Source organism: Streptomyces sp. NPDC053493, assembly GCF_044544825.1.
Lineage (GTDB): Bacteria > Actinomycetota > Actinomycetes > Streptomycetales > Streptomycetaceae > Streptomyces.
The window spans coordinates 1-18,694 of sequence record NZ_JBITXS010000016.1 but is presented as its reverse complement, the minus strand read 5'-3'; the positions used below and the strand labels follow the sequence as shown (position 1 = coordinate 18,694).

The 18,694-nt window shown below is 72.8% G+C and carries 14 protein-coding genes and 1 pseudogene; 10 read left to right on the top strand and 5 right to left on the bottom strand.

The window, feature by feature from the left end:
* The first annotated feature begins 18 nt into the window (after positions 1–18).
* The 4 genes from ACIGO8_RS31150 to ACIGO8_RS31135 all read left to right on the top strand — a co-directional run bounded on the left by ACIGO8_RS31150 (position 19) and on the right by ACIGO8_RS31135 (position 3,671).
* On the top strand, positions 19–1,161 hold the full coding sequence (locus ACIGO8_RS31150; protein WP_399737637.1) for a lipid-transfer protein: 1,143 nt from the start codon (positions 19–21) through the stop codon (positions 1,159–1,161).
* Positions 1,162–1,178: 17 nt separating this feature from the next.
* Complete coding sequence (locus tag ACIGO8_RS31145; RefSeq protein ID WP_399737635.1) at positions 1,179–1,610, top strand: Zn-ribbon domain-containing OB-fold protein; 432 nt, start codon at positions 1,179–1,181, stop codon at positions 1,608–1,610.
* Positions 1,607–2,398: an enoyl-CoA hydratase/isomerase family protein gene (locus ACIGO8_RS31140; RefSeq protein WP_399737633.1), complete on the top strand. Its 792-nt coding sequence runs from the start codon at positions 1,607–1,609 to the stop codon at positions 2,396–2,398. The genes ACIGO8_RS31145 and ACIGO8_RS31140 overlap by 4 nt, the downstream gene beginning before the upstream one ends.
* Before the next feature lie 127 nt (positions 2,399–2,525).
* Positions 2,526–3,671 (top strand): hypothetical protein, encoded by a 1,146-nt coding sequence (locus ACIGO8_RS31135; protein ID WP_399737632.1) that lies wholly within the window; start codon positions 2,526–2,528, stop codon positions 3,669–3,671.
* 16 nt (positions 3,672–3,687) lie between these two features.
* On the opposite strand, the gene ACIGO8_RS31130 is transcribed toward ACIGO8_RS31135, so the two are convergent.
* Positions 3,688–4,353 (bottom strand): hypothetical protein, encoded by a 666-nt coding sequence (locus ACIGO8_RS31130; RefSeq protein ID WP_399737630.1) that lies wholly within the window; start codon positions 4,351–4,353, stop codon positions 3,688–3,690.
* A 142-nt stretch (positions 4,354–4,495) separates the two neighbouring features.
* Here ACIGO8_RS31130 and ACIGO8_RS31125 point away from each other — a divergent pair, with 142 nt between their 5' ends.
* Complete coding sequence (locus ACIGO8_RS31125) at positions 4,496–5,191, top strand: hypothetical protein (protein WP_399737628.1); 696 nt, start codon at positions 4,496–4,498, stop codon at positions 5,189–5,191.
* Between the two features lie 31 nt (positions 5,192–5,222).
* Here the strand turns inward: ACIGO8_RS31125 and ACIGO8_RS31120 are convergent, their stop codons facing one another.
* Positions 5,223–7,631: a PQQ-binding-like beta-propeller repeat protein gene (locus tag ACIGO8_RS31120; RefSeq protein WP_399737626.1), complete on the bottom strand. Its 2,409-nt coding sequence runs from the start codon at positions 7,629–7,631 to the stop codon at positions 5,223–5,225.
* Between the two features lie 233 nt (positions 7,632–7,864).
* On the opposite strand from ACIGO8_RS31120, the gene ACIGO8_RS31115 reads away from it, so the two are divergent.
* A complete protein-coding gene (locus tag ACIGO8_RS31115; RefSeq protein WP_399737624.1) occupies positions 7,865–9,496 on the top strand; it encodes an IS200/IS605 family accessory protein TnpB-related protein in 1,632 nt (543 codons plus the stop codon).
* 220 nt (positions 9,497–9,716) lie between these two features.
* Here ACIGO8_RS31115 and ACIGO8_RS31110 read toward each other — a convergent pair.
* Positions 9,717–10,493, bottom strand: a pseudogene (locus tag ACIGO8_RS31110) (VOC family protein); the annotation flags it as partial.
* A gap of 276 nt (positions 10,494–10,769) precedes the next feature.
* Here ACIGO8_RS31110 and ACIGO8_RS31105 point away from each other — a divergent pair.
* Positions 10,770–11,417 (top strand): TetR family transcriptional regulator, encoded by a 648-nt coding sequence (locus tag ACIGO8_RS31105; RefSeq protein WP_399737622.1) that lies wholly within the window; start codon positions 10,770–10,772, stop codon positions 11,415–11,417.
* A gap of 153 nt (positions 11,418–11,570) precedes the next feature.
* On the opposite strand, the gene ACIGO8_RS31100 is transcribed toward ACIGO8_RS31105, so the two are convergent.
* Both ACIGO8_RS31100 and ACIGO8_RS31095 read right to left on the bottom strand, forming a co-directional pair.
* The gene (locus ACIGO8_RS31100; RefSeq protein WP_399737620.1) at positions 11,571–12,059 is read right to left on the bottom strand and encodes a nitroreductase family deazaflavin-dependent oxidoreductase; all 489 of its coding nucleotides are present in this window, start codon (positions 12,057–12,059) and stop codon (positions 11,571–11,573) included.
* On the bottom strand, positions 12,060–13,409 hold the full coding sequence (locus ACIGO8_RS31095; RefSeq protein ID WP_399737618.1) for an acyl-CoA dehydrogenase family protein: 1,350 nt from the start codon (positions 13,407–13,409) through the stop codon (positions 12,060–12,062).
* A 107-nt stretch (positions 13,410–13,516) separates the two neighbouring features.
* Between ACIGO8_RS31095 and ACIGO8_RS31090 the strand changes: the two genes are divergently transcribed.
* The 3 genes from ACIGO8_RS31090 to ACIGO8_RS31080 form a co-directional block, all read left to right on the top strand.
* Positions 13,517–14,683, top strand: coding sequence for a thiolase C-terminal domain-containing protein (locus tag ACIGO8_RS31090; protein WP_399737616.1), 1,167 nt, complete (start codon positions 13,517–13,519; stop codon positions 14,681–14,683).
* 179 nt (positions 14,684–14,862) lie between these two features.
* Entirely contained in the window at positions 14,863–16,095 is a 1,233-nt protein-coding gene (locus ACIGO8_RS31085) for an FAD-dependent monooxygenase (RefSeq protein ID WP_399737614.1), read from the top strand.
* Between the two features lie 134 nt (positions 16,096–16,229).
* The coding region (locus tag ACIGO8_RS31080) for a hypothetical protein (protein ID WP_399737612.1) at positions 16,230–18,694 on the top strand (2,465 nt) is incomplete at its 3' end.

Genomic DNA, 18,694 nt, shown 5'->3' with positions numbered 1-18,694 from the left:
GACACCGAGGGGGTTGACGTGCTCAAGGACCGCACCGCCATCGTCGGGATAGGCCAGACACCCTTCGCCAAACACCTCCCGGAGACCGAGAAGACCCTCGCCTGCCGGGCGATCCTGGCCGCCCTCGACGACGCCGGGATCGCGCCCTCCGAGGTCGACGCCTTCGCCTCGTACACCATGGAGGAGACCGACGAGGTCGAGGTCGCCAAGTCCATCGGCGCCGGCGACGTCACCTTCTTCTCCAAGGTCGGCTACGGCGGCGGCGGATCCTGCGCCACCGTCGGCCACCTCGCCGCCGCCGTCGCCACCGGGCAGGCGAGCGTCGGCGTCGCCTGGCGCTCCCGCAAGCGGGGCAGCGGACCGCGCCCGTGGAAGAACACCAGCGTCCAGCTCCCCACCCCCGGCCAGTGGACCCGGCCCTTCGGCCTCGTCCGGCCCGCCGACGAGATCGGCATGCTCGCCCGCCGCTACATGCACGAGTACGGCGCCACCCGCGACCACCTCTTCAACGTCGCCCTCGCCTGCCGCAACCGCGCCAACCAGAACCCGGCCGCGATCATGTACGACCGCCCGCTGACCCGCGAGATGTACATGACCTCCCGCTGGATCAGCGAACCGCTCTGCCTCTTCGACAACTGCCTGGAGACCGACGGCGCCCTGGCCTGCGTGATCGTCTCCGCCGCCCGCGCCCGCGACTGCCGCCACCAACCCGTCTACGTCCACTCCGCCGCCCAGGGCCTGCCCGCCCAGCACCACGGCATGGTCAACTACTGGAACGACGACCCGCTCTCCGGCCCCGCCTGGACCGCCGCCCGCCACCTGTGGAAGCAGGCCGACTTCGGCCCCGCCGACGTCGACGTCGCCCAGATCTACGACGCCTTCACCCCGCTCGTCCCGCTCTCCCTGGAGGGCTACGGCTTCTGCGGCAGAGGAGAAGGCGCCGCCTTCACCGAAGGAGGCGCCCTGGAGATCGGCGGCCGGCTCCCGCTCAACACCGGCGGCGGCGGCCTGAGCGAGGCCTACGTCCACGGCTTCAACCTCATCAACGAGGGCGTGAAACAACTCCGCGGCGTCTCCACCGCCCAGGTGCCCGACGCCGCCACCTGCCTCGTCACCGCCGGCGAGGGCGTCCCCACCTCCGCGATCCTGCTTCGAGCCTGAGGAGTGGAAGACCCGACATGCTGACTCCCGTGATCGACGAGGACGGCGCCCCCTTCTGGGAGCACGCCGCCCGCGGCGAACTCCGCGTCCAGGCCTGCGCCGCCCCCGGCTGCGGCGAACTCCGCTTCCCGCCCCGACCCTGCTGCCCGCACTGCCAGTCCTTCGACAGCACATGGCGCCTGATGTCCGGCCGCGGCCGCATCTGGTCCTTCGTCGTCCCGCACCCGCCGCTGCTGCCCGACTACTCCGCCCAGGCGCCCTACAACGCGGTCCTCGTCGAACTCGCCGAAGCACCCGGCATCCGTCTCGCCGGCAACGTCGTCGCCGCCCCCGACGCCCCGCTCAACTCCGTCGACCCGGCCCGGCTGCGCATCGGCGCCGCCGTGAAGGTCGCCTTCACCGAGATCGACGGCGTCACCGTCCCGCGCTGGCTCCTGGAGCGCGGATGAGCGACCCGGCGCGGCACGTCACCGTCGACCGGGACAAGGAGACCGGCGTCGCCGTCGTCACCCTCGACCGGCCCGACAAGCACAACGCGATCACCCTCGGCATGGCCCGCCGGCTCTCCGAGATCTGGCGGGGCTTCCGTTACGAGGACGAGGTGCGGGCGATCGTCGTCACCGGCGCCGGCGGGCGGGCCTTCTGCACCGGCGTCGACCGCACCGCCGTCGCCGGGCTGCCGCAGCCCGCCTCCCCGTACACGATCGACGACCCGCTGATCGCCATCGGGCCCAAGGCCAACGACCTGTGGAAACCGGTGATCGCCGCGGTCGAAGGCATGGCCTGCGGCGGCGCCTTCTACCTCCTCGGCGAGGCCGAGTTCCTCGTCGCCGGCGAGGGCGCCGAGTTCTTCGACCCGCACGTCACCTACGGGATGGTCAGCGCCTTCGAGACCATCCACATGGCGCAGAAGATGCCGTTCGGAGAGGTCGCCCGGATGGCGCTGACCGGGACCGCCGAACGGATCTCGGCCCGGCGGGCCTACGAGACCGGCCTGGTCAGCGAGCTGACCGCACGCGGCGGGGCCCTGGCCGCGGCGCGCGAGGCGGCCGCCGTCGTCGCCGCCTCCCCGACCGAGGCCGTCCAGGGAACCGTACGGGCCCTGTGGTCGGCCAAGGAGGCCGCCCGCGCCCAGGCCCTCGCCCACGCCCCGCACCTGGTCACGCTCGGGAACCTGCCGCCGGAGCGGCAGGCCGGTCTTTTCACCCGAAGGAGCGGCGCGCACCGGCTCCGATAGCAGATGCGAAGGTCTGTTTTAATGGATCATCTTTTGATGAGTCACCGTCAATGGCGGTGGGACAGCCCCGTGTTCGCAGCAGGATCGGGCCTCGCCCGGCCGCCGTGACCTGCAACGGGGAGCTGTGATGGGACGACGTGTCGTCAAAGCCGGACTCGCGGCCGGAGCCGCACTCATGCTGGCCGCCTGCGGCGGCGGGAGCGACCCGTCGACGGTCGCGAACAGCGGCGGCGCCGAGGGCGGCGGACGAAACGGCGGCGCCGGCGAGGCCGGGTCCGGCGGCGTGAAGACGGCGCCGCTCGACCAGGCCGGCACCCTCACCGTCTCCTTCTGCCACCCGATCCCCGGCGCCTCGGGCAAGGACGCCTACGGGCTCACCCTGCGCTCGTACTCCGTCAAGGACGGCAGCGTGGCCGCCGAACGCAACGTCGTCCTGCCCGACGGCGCCGAACCGGCGTCCGCCTGCGGCGACGACGGCCCCGACTACGACGCGGCCACGGCGTTCAACAAGGACTACACCCAGGTCGCCGTCATCGTCAGCGCCTCCACCGACCGGGCCGCCGCCGTCGACCTCGCGACCGGCAAGGAGATCTCGCCGCCCGCCAAGGACACCTTCTCCCAGCCCGTGGAGAACGACGGGGCCGCCTTCCATCCGGTCACCGGCCGCCTCTGGTACGACCTCGAGCAGGGCGACAACGAGGTGGCCTCGCGCGACCCGAAGGGCGGCCCGTCGACCGAGGAGCGCTTCACCCGCGACAAGATCCCGGGCCTCCTGAAGCAGGACGTCCAGACGGCCCAGACCGTCCTCGCCATCGGCCACGGAAACGCGCCCGTCGCGCCCGGCGGCGGCGCCGTCGCCATGGGGAACACCACCTTCGGGCTCAGCCTCAACCAGGTCAGCGCCCCCGGGGAATACGAGTACCTGACCCCGATCAAGACGGCCGGCCTGGAGGAGAAGAGCGTCTTCTGCGAGCCGTCCTTCTGGCGCGACGCCACCACCCTGGTCTGCGAGTTCAAGCAGCTCACCTTCAGCGCCGACTACAAGGCGGTGCTCAAGACCCAGAACCTGGTCCCGGAGAACGACCGGCTCAACCTCTCCCCGGTCTCCTCCCCCGACGGCAAGAGCTTCGCGTTCCTCTCCAAGGGCGACGACCGCCAGTGGGGCCTGTTCCGCGGCGACTACTCCGGCGGCCAGCCGGTGAAGATCGGCAACGTGGACATGCCGCTCGACGGCTCCGAGAAGCACCGGACGTCGCTGCTCCGCTGGAACTGACCGCCGCCGCCCCGCCTCAGCCGCTCGGTGTGGGAGTGGGGGTGGGCGTGGTCGAGGCAGGGGCAGTGGGCGTGGCGGTGGGCTGCGGGACCTCGCGTACCTCGTACACGGAGCACTCCCGCACCCGGTCGACGGCCTTCGGATTCCGCATCGGGACGTCGAAGGCCTTCGACGCGTTGCGGTCGACGGACACCACCGCCTCGGCCCGGTCCACCGTCGAGCCGTCCGCGGCCTTGAACTCCAGGGCCACCGTGTACGTACCCGCGGCCGCGGCCCGGGAGACGATCTTCAGGGTGGCGGTGGTGTCGGCCTTCCGGGCCGGCTTGCCCTTGCTCTTCTTCCGGGCGGGCTCGACGCACTCGACGACGAAGGCCTCGACGTCCGGGGTCGCGGTGGCGGTGGGCGACGGCGTGGACGAGGAGCCGCCGGAGCTGCCGGAGCCTTCGTCGTCGTAGTCGTCGTAGTCGTTGTTCTTCTTCTTGGAGCTGGAGCAGCCACCGCCGCCGCCACCGCTGCTCTTGCTCGTACCGGACCTGCTGCTGCTCTTGCCGCTGCCGCTCTTGCCGCTGCTTCCGCCGCCGCCGCTGCTGCCGTGGCCACCGCTGCTGCTCGTCTGGAAGCCGGTCAGCGCGAGCACGACCACCGTGAGCGTCGCCGCGAGCTTCAGTCTGGTGCGGACCATGACCGCGCCCCCCGTTCCCCTGTGCCGTGCGTCCTGTTCGTCGTGTGCGCGTCACCCTAGCGGCGCGGGCGGCGCCGCGTGGCGCGGGCCCCGCACCGGGCGTAGCGTCGAGGGCGGGAGCCGGACCCGAGGAGGCCGATCGATGATCCGCAACGTCGTCGGCTCGGTCCTGGCCCTCGCCGGAGCGACGGCCGCCGTATGGAGCCCCTTCCGTGCCTGGTACGACGGCCGTCCCGGGCGCGACTATCCGGTCGACGACCTGTTCACCGGCATCACCGACGCCAAGGCCGACGTCCTCCTCTCGATCCTGCTGCCGTTCCTCTTCGCCGCGCTGCTCACCCTCGTCGGCGTCGTGCTGCGCTCCCGCGCGCTCGTCGCCCTCGCCGGCCTGGTCGTGCTCGGCTTCACCGTCCTGTGGATGGTCCAGGTCGGACGGGCCGCGGGCAACCTGACCGTCGGCCCCGACGGGCAGGGCCTCGGCGTCGGCGTCGCGAACGCGATCGGCGGCGGGGTGCTGCTGCTGATCGGCGCCCTCGTGATGTCCGGGCGGCCGCGCCGGCACGCCACCCGGCTGGCGCCGGGCCGCGGACCGGGCGCGGGCCGTGAGCCGGGCGCTCCCCCGCCCGCCGCGGGTCCGGCCGGTCAACCGCCCGCCGCCGGACCGACGGGGCCGCAGGACGCGCCGACGCGGACGTACGACGCGCCGTGGGCGTCCCCGGGCCACGAGAGGCCCGGAGAGTACGGCGATCAGGACGGGTACGGCGATCAGGACGGGTACGGCGGACCCGGCGGGCAGGACGGGACGTCACCGCCTCCCGGGCACCGGCCGCCGCCCTGAGGCCCCGGTCACGGGCACCGCGCCGCCACGGCTACGCGCCGCGGTTGGTCGCCGTGCCCTTCACCGCGTCCAGCGCGTACACGCAGCGGTCCTTGCTGCACGCGTACACCACACCGTTCCTGGCCACCGGCGAGCCGGTGATCTCGCCGCCGGTCGCCAGCTTCCAGCGGAGCTGGCCGCCGCTCGCGTCCAGCGTGTAGAGGACGTGGTCGGCGGAACCGAAGTGCACCCGGCCGTCCGCGACGACCGGGCTGCCGATCAGCTCGCCGCCCGCGGCGAACCGCCACTTCGGCGTGCCCGTGACCGCGTCCAGCGTGTAGAGCGCGCTGCCGCTGCCCACGTGGATGTGGCCCGCGGCCACCAGCACCGGCTCGGTGGACTGGCGCGGCTCGGTCGCGATCCGCCAGCGGTCCTTGCCGGTCGTCGCGTCGAGCGCGTACACCGTGCCCAGGTGGTCGGCGAGGTACACGCCGCCGCCGGTGACGGCCGGCCCCGGCGCGAAGGCGGGCGGCGACAGGAAGACGGCCGGCGCCTCGAAGTGCCAGCGCACGTGCCCGCTCGCGACGTCCACGGACAGCACGCGGGTGCCGGCCGCCACGTACACACAGCCGTCCTCGGCCGGCGCGACCCGCACCGGCACGTGGGCGCAGGAGGCGGCGTCGCCGACCGGGTACGACCAGCGCTCGCTGCCCGTACGGGCGTCGAGGGCGAGCAGCCGGGCGTCGCGCCACACGTACACCGTGTCGTCGTGCACCGCCGGCCCGCCCTCGGGCGTCTCGAAGTCGGTCTGCGCGCCGGTCAGCTCCCACAGCTTGGCGCCGTTGGAGGCCTCCCACGCCTGCACGCCGCCGCCGCGGGTGCCGGTGACGACCGTGCCGCGGTCCACCCGGAGCGAGTACACCCAGGCGTCGGTGTGCAGCCGCCAGCGCTCGCCGCCGTCGAGGGCGTCCAGCGCGTAGAGCGTGGGCCCGTCGGAGGCGTGGATACGGCCGCCGGAGACGGCCATGGACCAGGCCACGTCCCGGGTCTTGAACTGGCGCCGGCCGCTCGCGGTGTCCAGCGCGTGCACCTCGAAGGAGGTGACGTAGAGCAGGTCGCCGACGACGGTGGGAGTGCCCCAGACGTCGTTGGACATGCGGAAACGCCAGGGCCGCCAGTGGCCGGGCGCGTCCGCGGCGGCCGGGGCCGGCTGCCCGTCGGGAGCGGAGGCCGGGCCGGGCAGCGGGCGGGAGCCGGGCGCGGGGCCGGGCTCGGCGCCGGTCGGGCCGCCGCCGGGCGGACGGATCCAGCCGGTGGCGGTGCCCGCGGCGGCGCCCAGGCCGACGCCGACGGCGGCACGGGTGTCGGCCACGCGCGGGCCGGGGCCGATCGGGACGGCGGCGGCGCCGAGCCGTACGGGACCGGCGTCGGGCACCGGCTCGGCCGCGGGCCCCGCGTGCCGGCCGCCGCCCGGACGGTCGCCGGCCCGCGGATCGGCCCACTCGCCGGAGGGCCGCGGCGGGCGCGGCGGCATCGGCGGGGCGGGCGGAGGCGGCGGAGTGCTGGACCGGCCGCCGCGCCGGGCCTCGATCATGGCGGTCGCCCGCTCGGGCAGCCACGCCGCCGCCGTACCGCTGTCGTCCTCGCCGGAGCCGAAGAGGTGCGGGGCCAGCATGGCCTGCAGGTCGGCCGGGGTGGGGCGCTGGGCGACGTCCATCTTCATGCAGGCGTCGATCAGCGGCCGCAGCTCGTCCGGCAGGCCCTCCAGGTCCGGGCCCTCGCGCAGCAGCATGAAGACCGTCTCGACCGGGTTGGCGCCGTGGAAGGGGGCGTGGCCGGTGGCGGCGAAGACCAGCATGGAGCCCAGCGAGAACACGTCGCTCGCGCCGGTGACGCTGCGCGAGTCGCGGGCCTGCTCGGGCGACATGTAGGCCGGGGTGCCGACGGCGACGTTGGTCATGGTCAGGCGCGTGTTGGAGACGCCCGACGCGATGCCGAAGTCGATCACCCGGGGGCCGTCCTCGACGACGAGGACGTTGGAGGGCTTGAGGTCGCGGTGGACGAGGCCCGCGCCGTGGATGGACTGCAGGGCCTCGGCGACGCCGGCCGCGAGCCAGCGCACCGCCTGGGCCGGGAGCGGCCCGCACTCGTTCACTATTTCCTCGAGCGAGGGCGCGGGGACGTACGCCGTGGCCAGCCACGGCACGGCGGCGCGCGGATCGGCGTCGACGACGGCCGCCGTGTAGAAACCGGAGACCGCCCGTGCGGCCTCCACCTCACGGGTGAAACGGACACGGAACAGCTGGTCCTCGGCGAGCTCCGTCCGCACGGTCTTGATCGCCACGCGCCGCCCGGAAGCCGAGCGCGCGAGATACACGAGACCCATTCCGCCCGCACCGAGCCGGCCCAGCACCTCGAAGGGCCCGATCCTTCTCGGGTCGTGCTGCGTCAGCTGCTCCACTTGCCTGCCACCTCCCCGTAGGGCCATGAGATTACGGCCCCGTGGACCCTGATTGTTCCTGTCCGGGGCGGTGGTTGCGAACCCGGGGGCGGATCGGGGTGTTGCCACGGTAGATCACCCTTGTGAGTGATCGTACGTTTGAGTGGATGTCGTTACGGTCCCTTGTATGAAAGTCAGCGAGCCGGCCTTTCCGGCGGAGAACCGGAGCATGCTCAAGGAAGCGGCCGTCGGGCATGACTGAGCTCCGCCGGATCGCTCCCTCCTCTGTTGTGCCAGCGCCGTCGGCTGTGACCGTGCGTGGCCGGCTCAAGCAGCTCACGGACGCCGACGAGGCACTTCTGCGCCTGGTCGGCGGGCACATGGGAGCGTTGGCATCAGCCGACCTGAAGGCGCGCTGTGCCGACGGGCTGAAGCACTCCGCGAAGACATGGGCAGCACGCAAGCGCGATTTGACTCCCCTGTCGTCGTCGCGATGGGCGGGCAGCGTGACGAAGGCCACCCATGCTCAATGGGCGCTCGCCCGGCGCTGCCAGGCCTCGTACGTCCAGGACTTGCGGGCGGGGATCCGCATGATCGCCCACCGGCTGTCACTGCCCGTCGGATCCGGCGGCACGAGGCGCACGCCCGGCGGCTACCGGTCGAAGCGGGAATGGCATGCCAAGTCGCGCCGACTGCGTCTCCTCGCGGACCGCCTCGCCGCCGTACAAGCAGACGCCGATGCAGGTCGGGTGCGCATCGTGCGGGGTGGCAGGCGCCTGCTGAACACTCGGCTCCACCTCCCCGCCGCACAGATCAGCGAGGCGGAGTGGCGTCGTCAGTGGGAGTCGCGGCGCTGGTTCCTGACGGCCGAGGGCGAAACGGGCAAGCGTTTCGGGAACGACACCATCCGCGTCTCGCCCGACGGCGAGGTGAGCATCAAACTGCCCAGCCCGCTTGCTCATCTGGCCAATGACAAGAACGGCCGCTATGTCCTTGCCGCGCACCTCGTTTTCACGCACCGCGGCCAAGAATGGGCTGACCGGGTGGGGAACGACCGAGCCGTGGCGTACCGCGTCCACTACGACGTCTCGCGTGAGCGCTGGTACGTGACGGCGTCCTGGCAGCGCGCCGCGGTGTCGGTCGCGCCTTTGGCGGCCGCGCTGGCCCATGGGGTGGTCGGCGTGGACATGAACGCCGACCATCTCGCCGCCTGGCGCCTCGACGTCCACGGCAATCCTCTGGGTGGGCCCCGACGATTCCCCTACGACCTTTCCGGCACCGCCGCCCACCGCGACGCCCAGATCCGCCACGCGCTCACCCGGCTCATCCACTGGGCCGTGCGGGGCGGCGTGTCGGCCATCGCGATTGAGGACCTGGACTTCACTACGGACAAGTCCAGGGAGCGCCATGGCCGGCGCAAACGCTTCCGGCGGCTGGTGTCCGGCATGCCGACCGGGAAGCTTCGAGCCCGGGTCGTCTCGATGGCGGCCGAGGCCGGACTCCATGTGGTGGCGGTCGATCCCGCCTACACCAGCAGATGGGGAGCCGAGCACTGGCAGAAGCCCCTCACCAGCAAGACCAGGAAACCCAGCCGTCACGATGCCGCCGGCATCGCGATCGGCAGGCGCGCCTTGGGACACCGTGTCCGGCGACGGGCGGCACCGCCCCGTGACGACCAGAGCGATCGTCACGGGCATCGGACCGCCCAGGCCTGCTTCGGTGTCTCGGGGCGCGAGGAACCTCGCCCCCGCGTTCTCGGACCGCGCACACGATGCGACGGGGCCGGACGCGGAGCGAAAGCGGGGAACCAGGACGCCCAACACCGCTCGGGGCGTCCGGCTGAGCCCAGGTCCTGGCTCCAGGACTTCCTGCCGCTCAGTCTCTAGGAACGGTGTCCCGGCTCATATCGGAAGGCTTTCCGCCGCTTCAGGCAGCGGGTTCGACGGGCGTGTCGGGGTCCGATTCGTCGGGGTTGTCGGCGGGCTCGCGGGCGGGCCTGTCGACGGACTCGCGCGGGGAGGCGTTCGTGGGGCGGTCGGCGGGCTCGCGGGCGGGCGTGTCGGCTGGTCGGCGGGTGGAGGCGTTCGTGGGGCGGTCGGCGGGCTCGTGGGTGGGTTCGGCGAGGATCGCGAAGCGGGCGCCCTGGTTGTCGTGGAGGACGGCGATGCGGCCGTGCGGCGTGTCGAAGGGGTCGGTGGTGACGCGGCCGCCGAGGTGGACGGCGGTGGCGCAGGTCTCGTCGCAGTCGCGGACGGCGAAGTAGACGAGGACGTGGCCGGGCATCTCGGCGGGGAAGGCGTCGGTGATCAGGGCCCGGCCGCCGAAGGCGGTGTCGTCGCCGGGGCGGGAGCCGGGCGGGGACCAGACGCGGTAGTCGAAGTCGCGGCTGCGGCCCTCGGCGGCGGGGTCGACCTGGCGGCCGAGCCAGCCGAAGACGGTGGCGTAGAAGGTGTCCACCGCGGCCGGGTCCCGGGTGTAGACCTCCATCCAGCAGAAGGCGCCGGGCTCGTTCGTGACCTCGAAGCCGTCGTCGTCACCGGTCTGGCGCAGCCCGAAGACGGCGCCGCCGGGGTCGGCGGCGAGGGCGAGGACACCGAAGGGGCCGACGGGATAGGGGTCCATGACCATCTGGCCGCCGGCCGCCTTGACGCGGGCGGCGACGGTCCCGGCGTCGCCGGTGGCGAGGTAGACGGTCCAGGTGGTGGGCATGCGTCCGTCGCGCTTGGGCAGCAGGCCGGCGACCCGGCGTCCCTGGAGCAGGGCCTCGTCGCGGTCGGGGTCGAAGGTCCAGCCGAAGAGCTCGCCGTAGAAGCGCTTGCCCGCCTCGAGGTCGGGAAGCTGCGCGTCCACCCAGCACGGGGTGCCCTGTGTGAATACGGCCATGGCTTCAGGATGGGGTCGCCTTCCGCGTCCCGCACCCTTCCAAAACCGAACATATGAGCGCTTATGGGGGCGGGAGCCCTTGTGCCGCACGGGTTCCACGCGGGTTGTCCACCGAAGTTGTCCACAGGCTGTTAATAAGCTTATCGAGGTGTGGACGGCATTTCCGGGCCCTCTTGCGCCTCGCCGAAAAGGGCGCGGGAAGCCCCGGAAAGGCGCCCGCACCCCATTTGCAGTCGGCCGAATCGCGCGCCGATCACCCCTCGGTAAGCTGACGGCATGACAGGACAAGTACGCACCGTCGACGGCCGCGTGGCCGGACGACGCGGCCAGGCGACGCGGCAGAAGCTGCTGGACTGCCTCGGCGAGATGCTCAGCTCCTCGCCCTACCGGGACGTCAAGGTGATCGACGTGGCCCGGAAGGCGGGTACTTCACCGGCGACGTTCTACCAGTACTTCCCTGACGTCGAGGGCGCCGTCCTCGAGATCGCGGAGGAAATGGCCAAGGAGGGCGCCGGGTTGACCGATCTGGTCTCGGGCCGTTCCTGGGTCGGCAAGGCCGGCTGGCAGACCTCCGAGGAACTGGTCGAGGGCTTCCTGGACTTCTGGCGCAAGCACGACGCGATCCTGCGGGTGGTGGACCTCGGGGCCGCGGAGGGCGACAAGCGGTTCTACAAGATCCGCATGAAGATCCTGAACTCGGTCACCAACTCCCTCACGGACGCGGTGAAGGAGCTCCAGTCGAAGGGCAAGGTCGACAAGGACGTCAGCCCCGCGGCGATGGCGGGCTCGCTGGTGGCGATGCTGGCGGCGGTCGCCGGCCACCAGAAGGGCTTCCAGACCTGGGGCGTGAAGCAGGCCGAACTCAAGCCGAACCTGGCCCTGTTGGTGCACCTGGGAATCACGGGGAAGAAGCCGACGAGGTAGCCCCGCGAGCCCCACGGCTCCCTTCATCCGTCCTGTCGCTCCGGCGGCGGTCCCCGTACGCGGATGCGGTCGCGCATCCCGTACGGAAGACCGCCGCCGGTGTTCGTTTCACCCCTCCGGCGTGACCGGCCCCCGGCTTTCCACCTTCGCCGGTCACTCCCCCGGCTCGGTCGCGGTCCTCGTCAGCCGGAAGAGCCGGATCTCGCGGTCGATCCGCGCCTGGTACGTGGCGTACGGCGGCCAGAACGCCAGCACCGCCCGCCAGGCCGCGGCCCGCTCCTCTCCCGTGAGCAGCCGCGCGCGTACGGGAACGTCCTCGCCCCGCCAGCTGATCGAGGCGTCCGGGTGGGCGAGCAGATTGGCGGTCCAGGCCGGGTGGCCCGGGCGGCCGAAGTTGGAGCCGATCAGCAGCCAGGTGCCGTCCTCCTGCGGCATGCAGGCGAGCGGCGTCACGCGCGGCCGGCCGGACTTCGCGCCCTGGGCGGTGAGCACCACGCCGGGCAGCATCCGGGCGCTGAGCAGCACCTTTCCCCTGGTCAGCCGGTGCACGGCCCGGTCCATGGCGGGGATGAAGTGCGGGGCGACCTTCGCGAAGGCGCGGGTCGAGGAGACCTTCTGCATCATGCGCAGCCCGACGGACATCTAGGCCACCTCTCCGAAGAGTCCGCCGCGCTCGGCGGCGTGGTCCCGCAGGCGCGCGGCGGGGCCGAAGAGGAGTTCGTCGGCGGTGGCGCGTTTGAAGTAGAGCTGGGCGTCGTGTTCCCAGGTGATGCCGAGGCCGCCGTGCAGCTGCACGGTCTCGGCGGCGGCGGCGCGCTGCGCGTCGAGCGCCTGGGCGAGGGCGAGTCCCGCCGAGACGCCGTCCTCGGGCTCGCCGGCCGCGCAGAGCATGAGCGAGCGGGCGGACTCGATCCGTACGAGGAGGTCGGCGAGCCGGTGCTTGACCGCCTGGAAGGAGCCGATCGGGCGGCCGAACTGCTCGCGCCGGGTGACATGTTCGACGGTCAGGTCGAGGGCGCCGCGGGCGGCGCCGACGGCTTCGGCGGCGAGTGCGACGGCCGCCGCGCGACCGGTCGCGGCCAGGGCGGCGAGGGCGGAGGACGAGGGTGCGGGCGCGGCGGACGACCGGTCCGCCCCGGACCCGTGCCCGCCCGGCCCGTCATACGCACTGTTCCCGCCCGGGCCGCCGTACTCACCGCCTCCACCGCTTCCACCGCCCCCGCCGTGCCCGCCCGGGCCGCCGGTCGCGTCTTTCGGCTCCTCGCCCAGCAGCTCCGCCTCCACGTCCCGCAGTTCGACCGTCGCCTGGGAGCGGGTGAGGTCCAGGGTGGGTTCCTTGCGCCGTACGAGGCCGGCGGCGTCCGCCCGTACGAGGAAGAGCAGGGTCCGGCTGCGCGGGAAGCCTCCGGTGTGCGCGGCGACCACGAGCAGCCCGGCGCTGTGCCCGTCGAGGACGTGGCCGGCCTCTCCGTACAGCGACCAGCCGGCGCCGCCCCGCCGTGGGACGGCCTGGATTCCGCCGGAGCGTCCGCCGCCCGCCCAGGGTGTCGCGGTGTTGTCGCCGGTGAGGCCGAGGGCGAGCGGGAGGGAGCCGCCGGGCAGGGCGAGGGCGCAGGTCAGGGTGCCGTCGGCGATCCGGGGCAGGAGCGCGGCGCGCTGGGCCTCGGTGCCGAGGGCGGCGATCGTGGGGGCGGCGAGGACGCTGGTGGCGAGCAGCGGACTGGGCGCGAGGACGCGGCCGGCCTCCTCGCAGGCGAGGGCGAGTTCGGCGAGGCCGCAGCCGGCTCCGCCGTACGCCTCGGGGAGCGCGAGGCCGGGCAGGCCGAGGGCGCCGGCGAGGGCGGCCCAGAGTCCGGTGTCGTATCCCTCCGGGGTGGCGACGGCGGCGCGGGTCCCGGCCGGTCCGGCGCGTTTGGCGAGGAGTTCGCGCAGGGTGCGGCGGATCTCCTGGTGTTCTTCGGTCTCGGCGGCGGTACGCATGGGACTCGGCATGGGGACTCCCCTCCGTATCTGACGGTGCGTCATGCTAGGACCGGCCGGACCAGTTGCACAGCCCGACGGGCCTTGAGATACAAAGAATCTGATGTACCGTCAGATTTATGGCCACCATCACACGGGACCGGCGCCGTCGCGTCGCCGTCGTCGGCGTGTCCCTCTCCGACTGCGGCCGGGTCGACGAGGCCACGCCCTACGCCCTGCACGCCCAGGCCGCCCGCCGTGCCCTCGCGGACAGCGGCCTGGACCGCTCCGTGATCGACGGCCTCGCCTCGGCGGGCCTCGGCACGCTCGCACCGGTCGAGGTCGCCGAATACCTGGGCCTCCGGCCGCGCTGGGTGGACTCCACCGCCGTCGGCGGCGCCACCTGGGAGGTCATGGCGGCGCACGCGGCCGACGCGATAGCCGCCGGTCACGCCGACGCCGTCCTCCTCGTCTACGGCTCCACGGCCCGCGCCGACATCAAGGCGCGGCGGCGCACGGGCAACCTCTCGTTCGGCGCGCGCGGCCCGCTGCAGTTCGAGGTGCCGTACGGGCACAGCCTGATCGCCAAGTACGCGATGGCCGCGCGTCGCCACATGCACGAGTACGGCACGACGCTCGAGCAGCTCGCCGAGATCGCCGTCCAGGCGCGGGCGAACGCGGCGCTCAATCCGGAGGCGATGTTCCGGGAGCCGGTCACGGTGGACGAGGTGCTCGGCGGCCCGATGATCGCGGACCCGTTCACCAAGCTGCACTGCTGCATCCGCAGTGACGGCGGCTGCGCGGTGCTGCTCGCGGCCGAGGAGTACGTCCCCGACACGGCGAAGGCGCCGGTGTGGATGCTCGGCACGGGCGAGCACGTCTCGCACACCACGATGTCGGAATGGGAGGACTTCACCGTCTCGCCGGCGGCGGTCAGCGGCCGCCTCGCCTTCGAGCGGGCGGGCGTGCGGCCGGAGGAGATCGAGGTCGCCGAGATCTACGACGCGTTCACCTACATGACCCTCGTGACCCTGGAGGACCTGGGCTTCTGCGCCAAGGGCGAGGGCGGGGCGTTCTTCATGGAGAAGGACCGGCTGCCGGTGAACACGGACGGCGGCGGGCTCTCGGCCTGCCATCCGGGCATGCGGGGCCTGTTCCTGCTGGTGGAGGCGGTACGGCAGCTGCGCGGCGAGGCGCCCGGGCTGCAGGTGCGGCGGCCGGACGGCTCGCTGCCGGAACTGGCGGTGGCCTCGGGGACGGGAGGCTGGTTCTGCTCGTCCGGGACGGTGGTGCTGGGGCGGGGCTGAGCGGGAGGGGCGAGAGCCGCCAGGAATGCGCGCGGGGCCGGGAGTTCGCGAGGAATGCGCGCGGGTCCTGCCGCCCGCCAAGAATCTATACAGCTGTCATAGACAGACGTGTAGGACATCCGTATAGTCATCGGTGCGGGGCCGGAGCGGCCCCGCCCCACCCGACAAGGAGTCCTGCCATGCGCGCGTCCCGCACCGTCCTGATCTCCGGCGCCTCCGTCGCCGGCCCCGCCCTCGCCCTCTGGCTGCACCGCTACGGCTTCGCCGCCACCGTGGTCGAGAAGGCACCCGAGCTGCGCACCGGCGGCTACAAGGTCGACCTGCGCGGCGGCGCCATCGAGATCTGCGCGCGGATGGGCATCCTCGACGAGGTCCGCGCCCACTCCACCGACATGGACGGCGGCTCGTACGTCGACTCGCGCGGCCGCACCGTCGGCGAGCTGCCGGCCGAGATCTTCGGCGGGCGCGAGGAGCAGGACGACGAGATCATGCGCGGCGACCTCGCCCGCATCCTCTACGAGCGCACCCGCGACGACGTCGAGTACCTCTTCGGCGACTCGATCGCCGCACTCCACGACGACGGCGACGGCGTGGACGTCGTCTTCGACAGCGGCCTGCGCCGCCGCTTCGACCTCGTGGTCGGCGCGGACGGTCTGCATTCGAACACCCGGCGCCTGGTCTTCGGCGACGAGCGGCGGTTCAAGCAGCACCTCGGCGCCTACATCTCGATCTTCACGGCGCCCAACCGGCTCGGCCTGACCCGCTGGGAGACGTACCACGCCCGCCCGAACAAGCTGATCTCCGTCTACGCGACGGCCGGCGAGGAGGCCGGCACCGCGAAGAACTGCTTCGTCTTCGCCGCGCCCGCCGAACTGCCCTACGACCACCGGGACGTCGCCGCCCAGAAGCGGATCCTCGCCGACGCCTTCGCGGGCGACGACTGGGAGATCCCGCGGCTGATCGCGGACGCGGCCGGCGCCGACGACTTCTACTTCGACTCCGTCGCCACCATCCGGATGGACCGCTGGTCCAAGGGCCGCGTCGTCCTCCTCGGCGACGCCGCCCACTGCACCTCCCCGGCCTCCGGCCAGGGCACCGGCCTCGCGCTCACCGGCGCCTACGTCCTCGCGGGCGAACTCGCGGCGGCCGGCGGCGACCACGAGACCGCGTTCGTGGCGTACGAGAACGTCATGCGGCCCGGTGTGGAACTGAACCAGCGGTTCGCGGCGTCCTTCGCCAAGGAGATGACCGTCTCGTCCCGCTGGAAGATCGCCCTGCGCATGCTGATGGTGCGCACGCTGCCGAAGACGCCCTGGAAGAACCTGATCGCGAAGAAGATCCGGGAGGAGATCCAGAAGGCGGCGAACGCGGTGCCGCTGAAGGACTACACGGCCTCCGTGGCGAAGCGGTAAAAGAAATTGAACAGGTTCGAAAAATCCTGTTACGCTCGCGGTTCCGGGCGGGAGGTCTCCGCAGGGGGCGGCCGTGCCAGGCCGCGCGGGGAACCTCGACACCGCCCGTTCTCTACCTCTGGGAGGGGACACCCATGCAACGCCACACGCGTGCACGCACCGCACGCACCACGGTCGCCGCCACGACCGTACTCGGCATCGCGATCGGGCTCTGCGCCGCGATCACCAGCCCGGCGCTCGCCGCCGCACCGCACCTGACCACCGCCGTCGACGGCGAGGTCGTCGTCCCGAACCCGGGCAGCCTCCAGCCGCGTTCGGAGGACCTGGGCCAGGTCGGCGCCACCGGCTACGCCCACAAGCGGCAGGGCTCGGCCGGCTGGGTCTGGACCGACTTCGCCACCGGCACCGACAAGGCGATCACCGAGGCACAGGCCCACGGACACTCCGGCCTGTACGCGACCTACGACGCCACAACCCGCGAGGCCACCGTCACGGACCTCGCCACCGGCGAGCAGCGCCTCCGCGTGACGCTGCCGGAAGGGCGCCGGTGGACCGGCGTGTACAACGCCGACACCGTGGTGACGACCGACGACGGCTACCCCGACTCGGTCCAGCTGCTCCGCCTCGTCGACGACAAGCCGACCGAGGTCGCCTCCTTCCCGCTCGGCGAGGCCTTCGAGGGCCGCATGGACGTGCTGGACCAGGACGCCAAGGGCGCGCTGCTGAGATTCTTCCGCGAGGGCGACCAGTTCCCCGTCGGCTACATGGTCGACTACGCGAAGGGCACGCTCTCGCCGGCGTCGGCGGCCGGCGAGGGCACCACCGTCAGCCTCGGCGACCAGCACGTCCTCGAGGTCTCCCACACGTCCTACGCCAACAGCGTGTGGACCGACCTCCGCAGCGACCCGTCGGCTCCGACGGTCAGGACGGACCTGCCGAAGCCCGCGAACGGCCTCTACGGCCTCGCCGCGTACGAGACCGTCGGCGACTGGGTCGTGTTCGTCCGGCCGCTGACGGAAGACGAGAGGTCGACGAGCCTCGGGGCGAAGCTCCAGGCCGTCCGCATCGGCACCGGCGAGGTCAAGGACCTCCTGCCGCACGCCGCCCCCGAACTCTCCGGCGCACCCGACGGCAGCGTCCTCGCCGTCGGCGGCACCGACGGCCGGGACTGGGCCGTCCGCCGCGTCACCATCGGCGCGGACGGCACGCCGAAGCTCACCACCGTCACGAAGGTCCCGCCCCTGCCCGCCACCTACCAGGGCCTCGCCCTCGGCGGCGGCCGGCTCAGCTACCTCGCCGACGACCTTCCGTACACCGGCCCGGGCCTCTACGACGTCGACACCGACCTCACGGCCGCCCCGGCCACCGCCGGCGAGCCCACCCTCCGCCACCGGCTGACGCCCGGCGTGACCCGCGTGGTGGCGGGCGGCGACGGCGACACCGTCTACGCCGGATCCGGCCACCTGTACTCGCCGATCGACACCTCGAGCCTGCGCAGCGCCGAACTCCCGGCGCGTAGCAAGGTCCTGGACGCCGCCGGCCGGTACGCCCTGGCCGAGAACGGCGACACCACGTACGCCGTCGACCTGGAGAACCGCACCAGCTCCCCCGACGTGCTGCTGACCCTCACCAACTCGGCCGCCGCCCTGTGGGACGCACAGGTCTGGAAGTCCGCCTCCGCCACCACGACCGACAGCAAGGTCAACGCATACGACCTGCGGACGAGGACCACGTCGCCGGCCGTCGACCTGGGCTCCGGCTGCAAGCCGACCGAGCTCCAGGCCGTCGACCGCTGGCTGTACTGGGCCTGCGGTACCGACAAGGCCGGCGTCTACGACCGGACGGCGAACAAGAGCGTCGCCGTTCCCGTCGGCGAGGCCCTGCTCGGCGACGGCTTCGTCGTCCGCCACGAGGGCGACAAGCTGAAGGTGACCGACGCGGCCACCGGCGGGACGACGGACCTCGCCGACCTGCCGGCCGCGGCCTCCGGCTCCGGCCGCCGCTCGACCTGGACCGTCGACAAGTTCGGCGGCGGCGTCGCGTACGTCGACGCCGAGCGGAACATCCACGTCAGGAAGACCGGCGTGGCCGCCCAGCCGATGACCCGGCTCCAGGAGTCCGTCCCGGACCTCGATCTCACCGGCGGCGGCGTCGAGCCCGCGCCGGCCACCTGGTCCCCGGTGTGGCGCTTCTCCAAGCCGGTCGGCTCCTGGGAGCTCCGCATCGTCAAGGGCAACGGAGAAGTCGTCCGCACCCTCACCGGCACGAAGGGCGTCGGCGCCGCCGTACGCGCGCACTGGGACGGCAAGGACGCCAAGGACCGTGGCATCGAGTCGGGTCAGTACCGCTGGGAACTGATCACCCGTCCGCTCGACGGCGTCGGCCCCGCACAGGGATCCTCCGGCGCCTTCCGGGTCGGCGGCAGCTCGCTCACCACCGCACCCGGCACCTTCACCCCCGTCACGCCGTCCCGTCTGCTCGACACCCGCTCGGGCCTCGGCGCGCCGGCCGGGAAGGTCGGCCCCGGCGGCACCAAGCTGCTGAAGGTGGCCGGCCGGGCCGGTGTGCCCGCCGAGGGCCTCACCTCGGTGGTCCTGAA

What these genes read in the sequence shown, in the direction of transcription:
- ACIGO8_RS31145 (WP_399737635.1), top strand. Translation starts at nt 1,179, where the DNA reads ATGCTGACTCCCGTGATCGACGAGGACGGCGCCCCCTTCTGGGAGCAC.
- ACIGO8_RS31140 (WP_399737633.1), top strand. Translation starts at nt 1,607, where the DNA reads ATGAGCGACCCGGCGCGGCACGTCACCGTCGACCGGGACAAGGAGACC.
- ACIGO8_RS31135 (WP_399737632.1), top strand. Translation starts at nt 2,526, where the DNA reads ATGGGACGACGTGTCGTCAAAGCCGGACTCGCGGCCGGAGCCGCACTC.
- ACIGO8_RS31130 (WP_399737630.1), bottom strand. Translation starts at nt 4,353, where the DNA reads ATGGTCCGCACCAGACTGAAGCTCGCGGCGACGCTCACGGTGGTCGTG.
- ACIGO8_RS31125 (WP_399737628.1), top strand. Translation starts at nt 4,496, where the DNA reads ATGATCCGCAACGTCGTCGGCTCGGTCCTGGCCCTCGCCGGAGCGACG.
- ACIGO8_RS31115 (WP_399737624.1), top strand. Translation starts at nt 7,865, where the DNA reads ATGACTGAGCTCCGCCGGATCGCTCCCTCCTCTGTTGTGCCAGCGCCG.
- ACIGO8_RS31105 (WP_399737622.1), top strand. Translation starts at nt 10,770, where the DNA reads ATGACAGGACAAGTACGCACCGTCGACGGCCGCGTGGCCGGACGACGC.
- ACIGO8_RS31100 (WP_399737620.1), bottom strand. Translation starts at nt 12,059, where the DNA reads ATGTCCGTCGGGCTGCGCATGATGCAGAAGGTCTCCTCGACCCGCGCC.
- ACIGO8_RS31095 (WP_399737618.1), bottom strand. Translation starts at nt 13,409, where the DNA reads ATGCCGAGTCCCATGCGTACCGCCGCCGAGACCGAAGAACACCAGGAG.
- ACIGO8_RS31090 (WP_399737616.1), top strand. Translation starts at nt 13,517, where the DNA reads ATGGCCACCATCACACGGGACCGGCGCCGTCGCGTCGCCGTCGTCGGC.
- ACIGO8_RS31085 (WP_399737614.1), top strand. Translation starts at nt 14,863, where the DNA reads ATGCGCGCGTCCCGCACCGTCCTGATCTCCGGCGCCTCCGTCGCCGGC.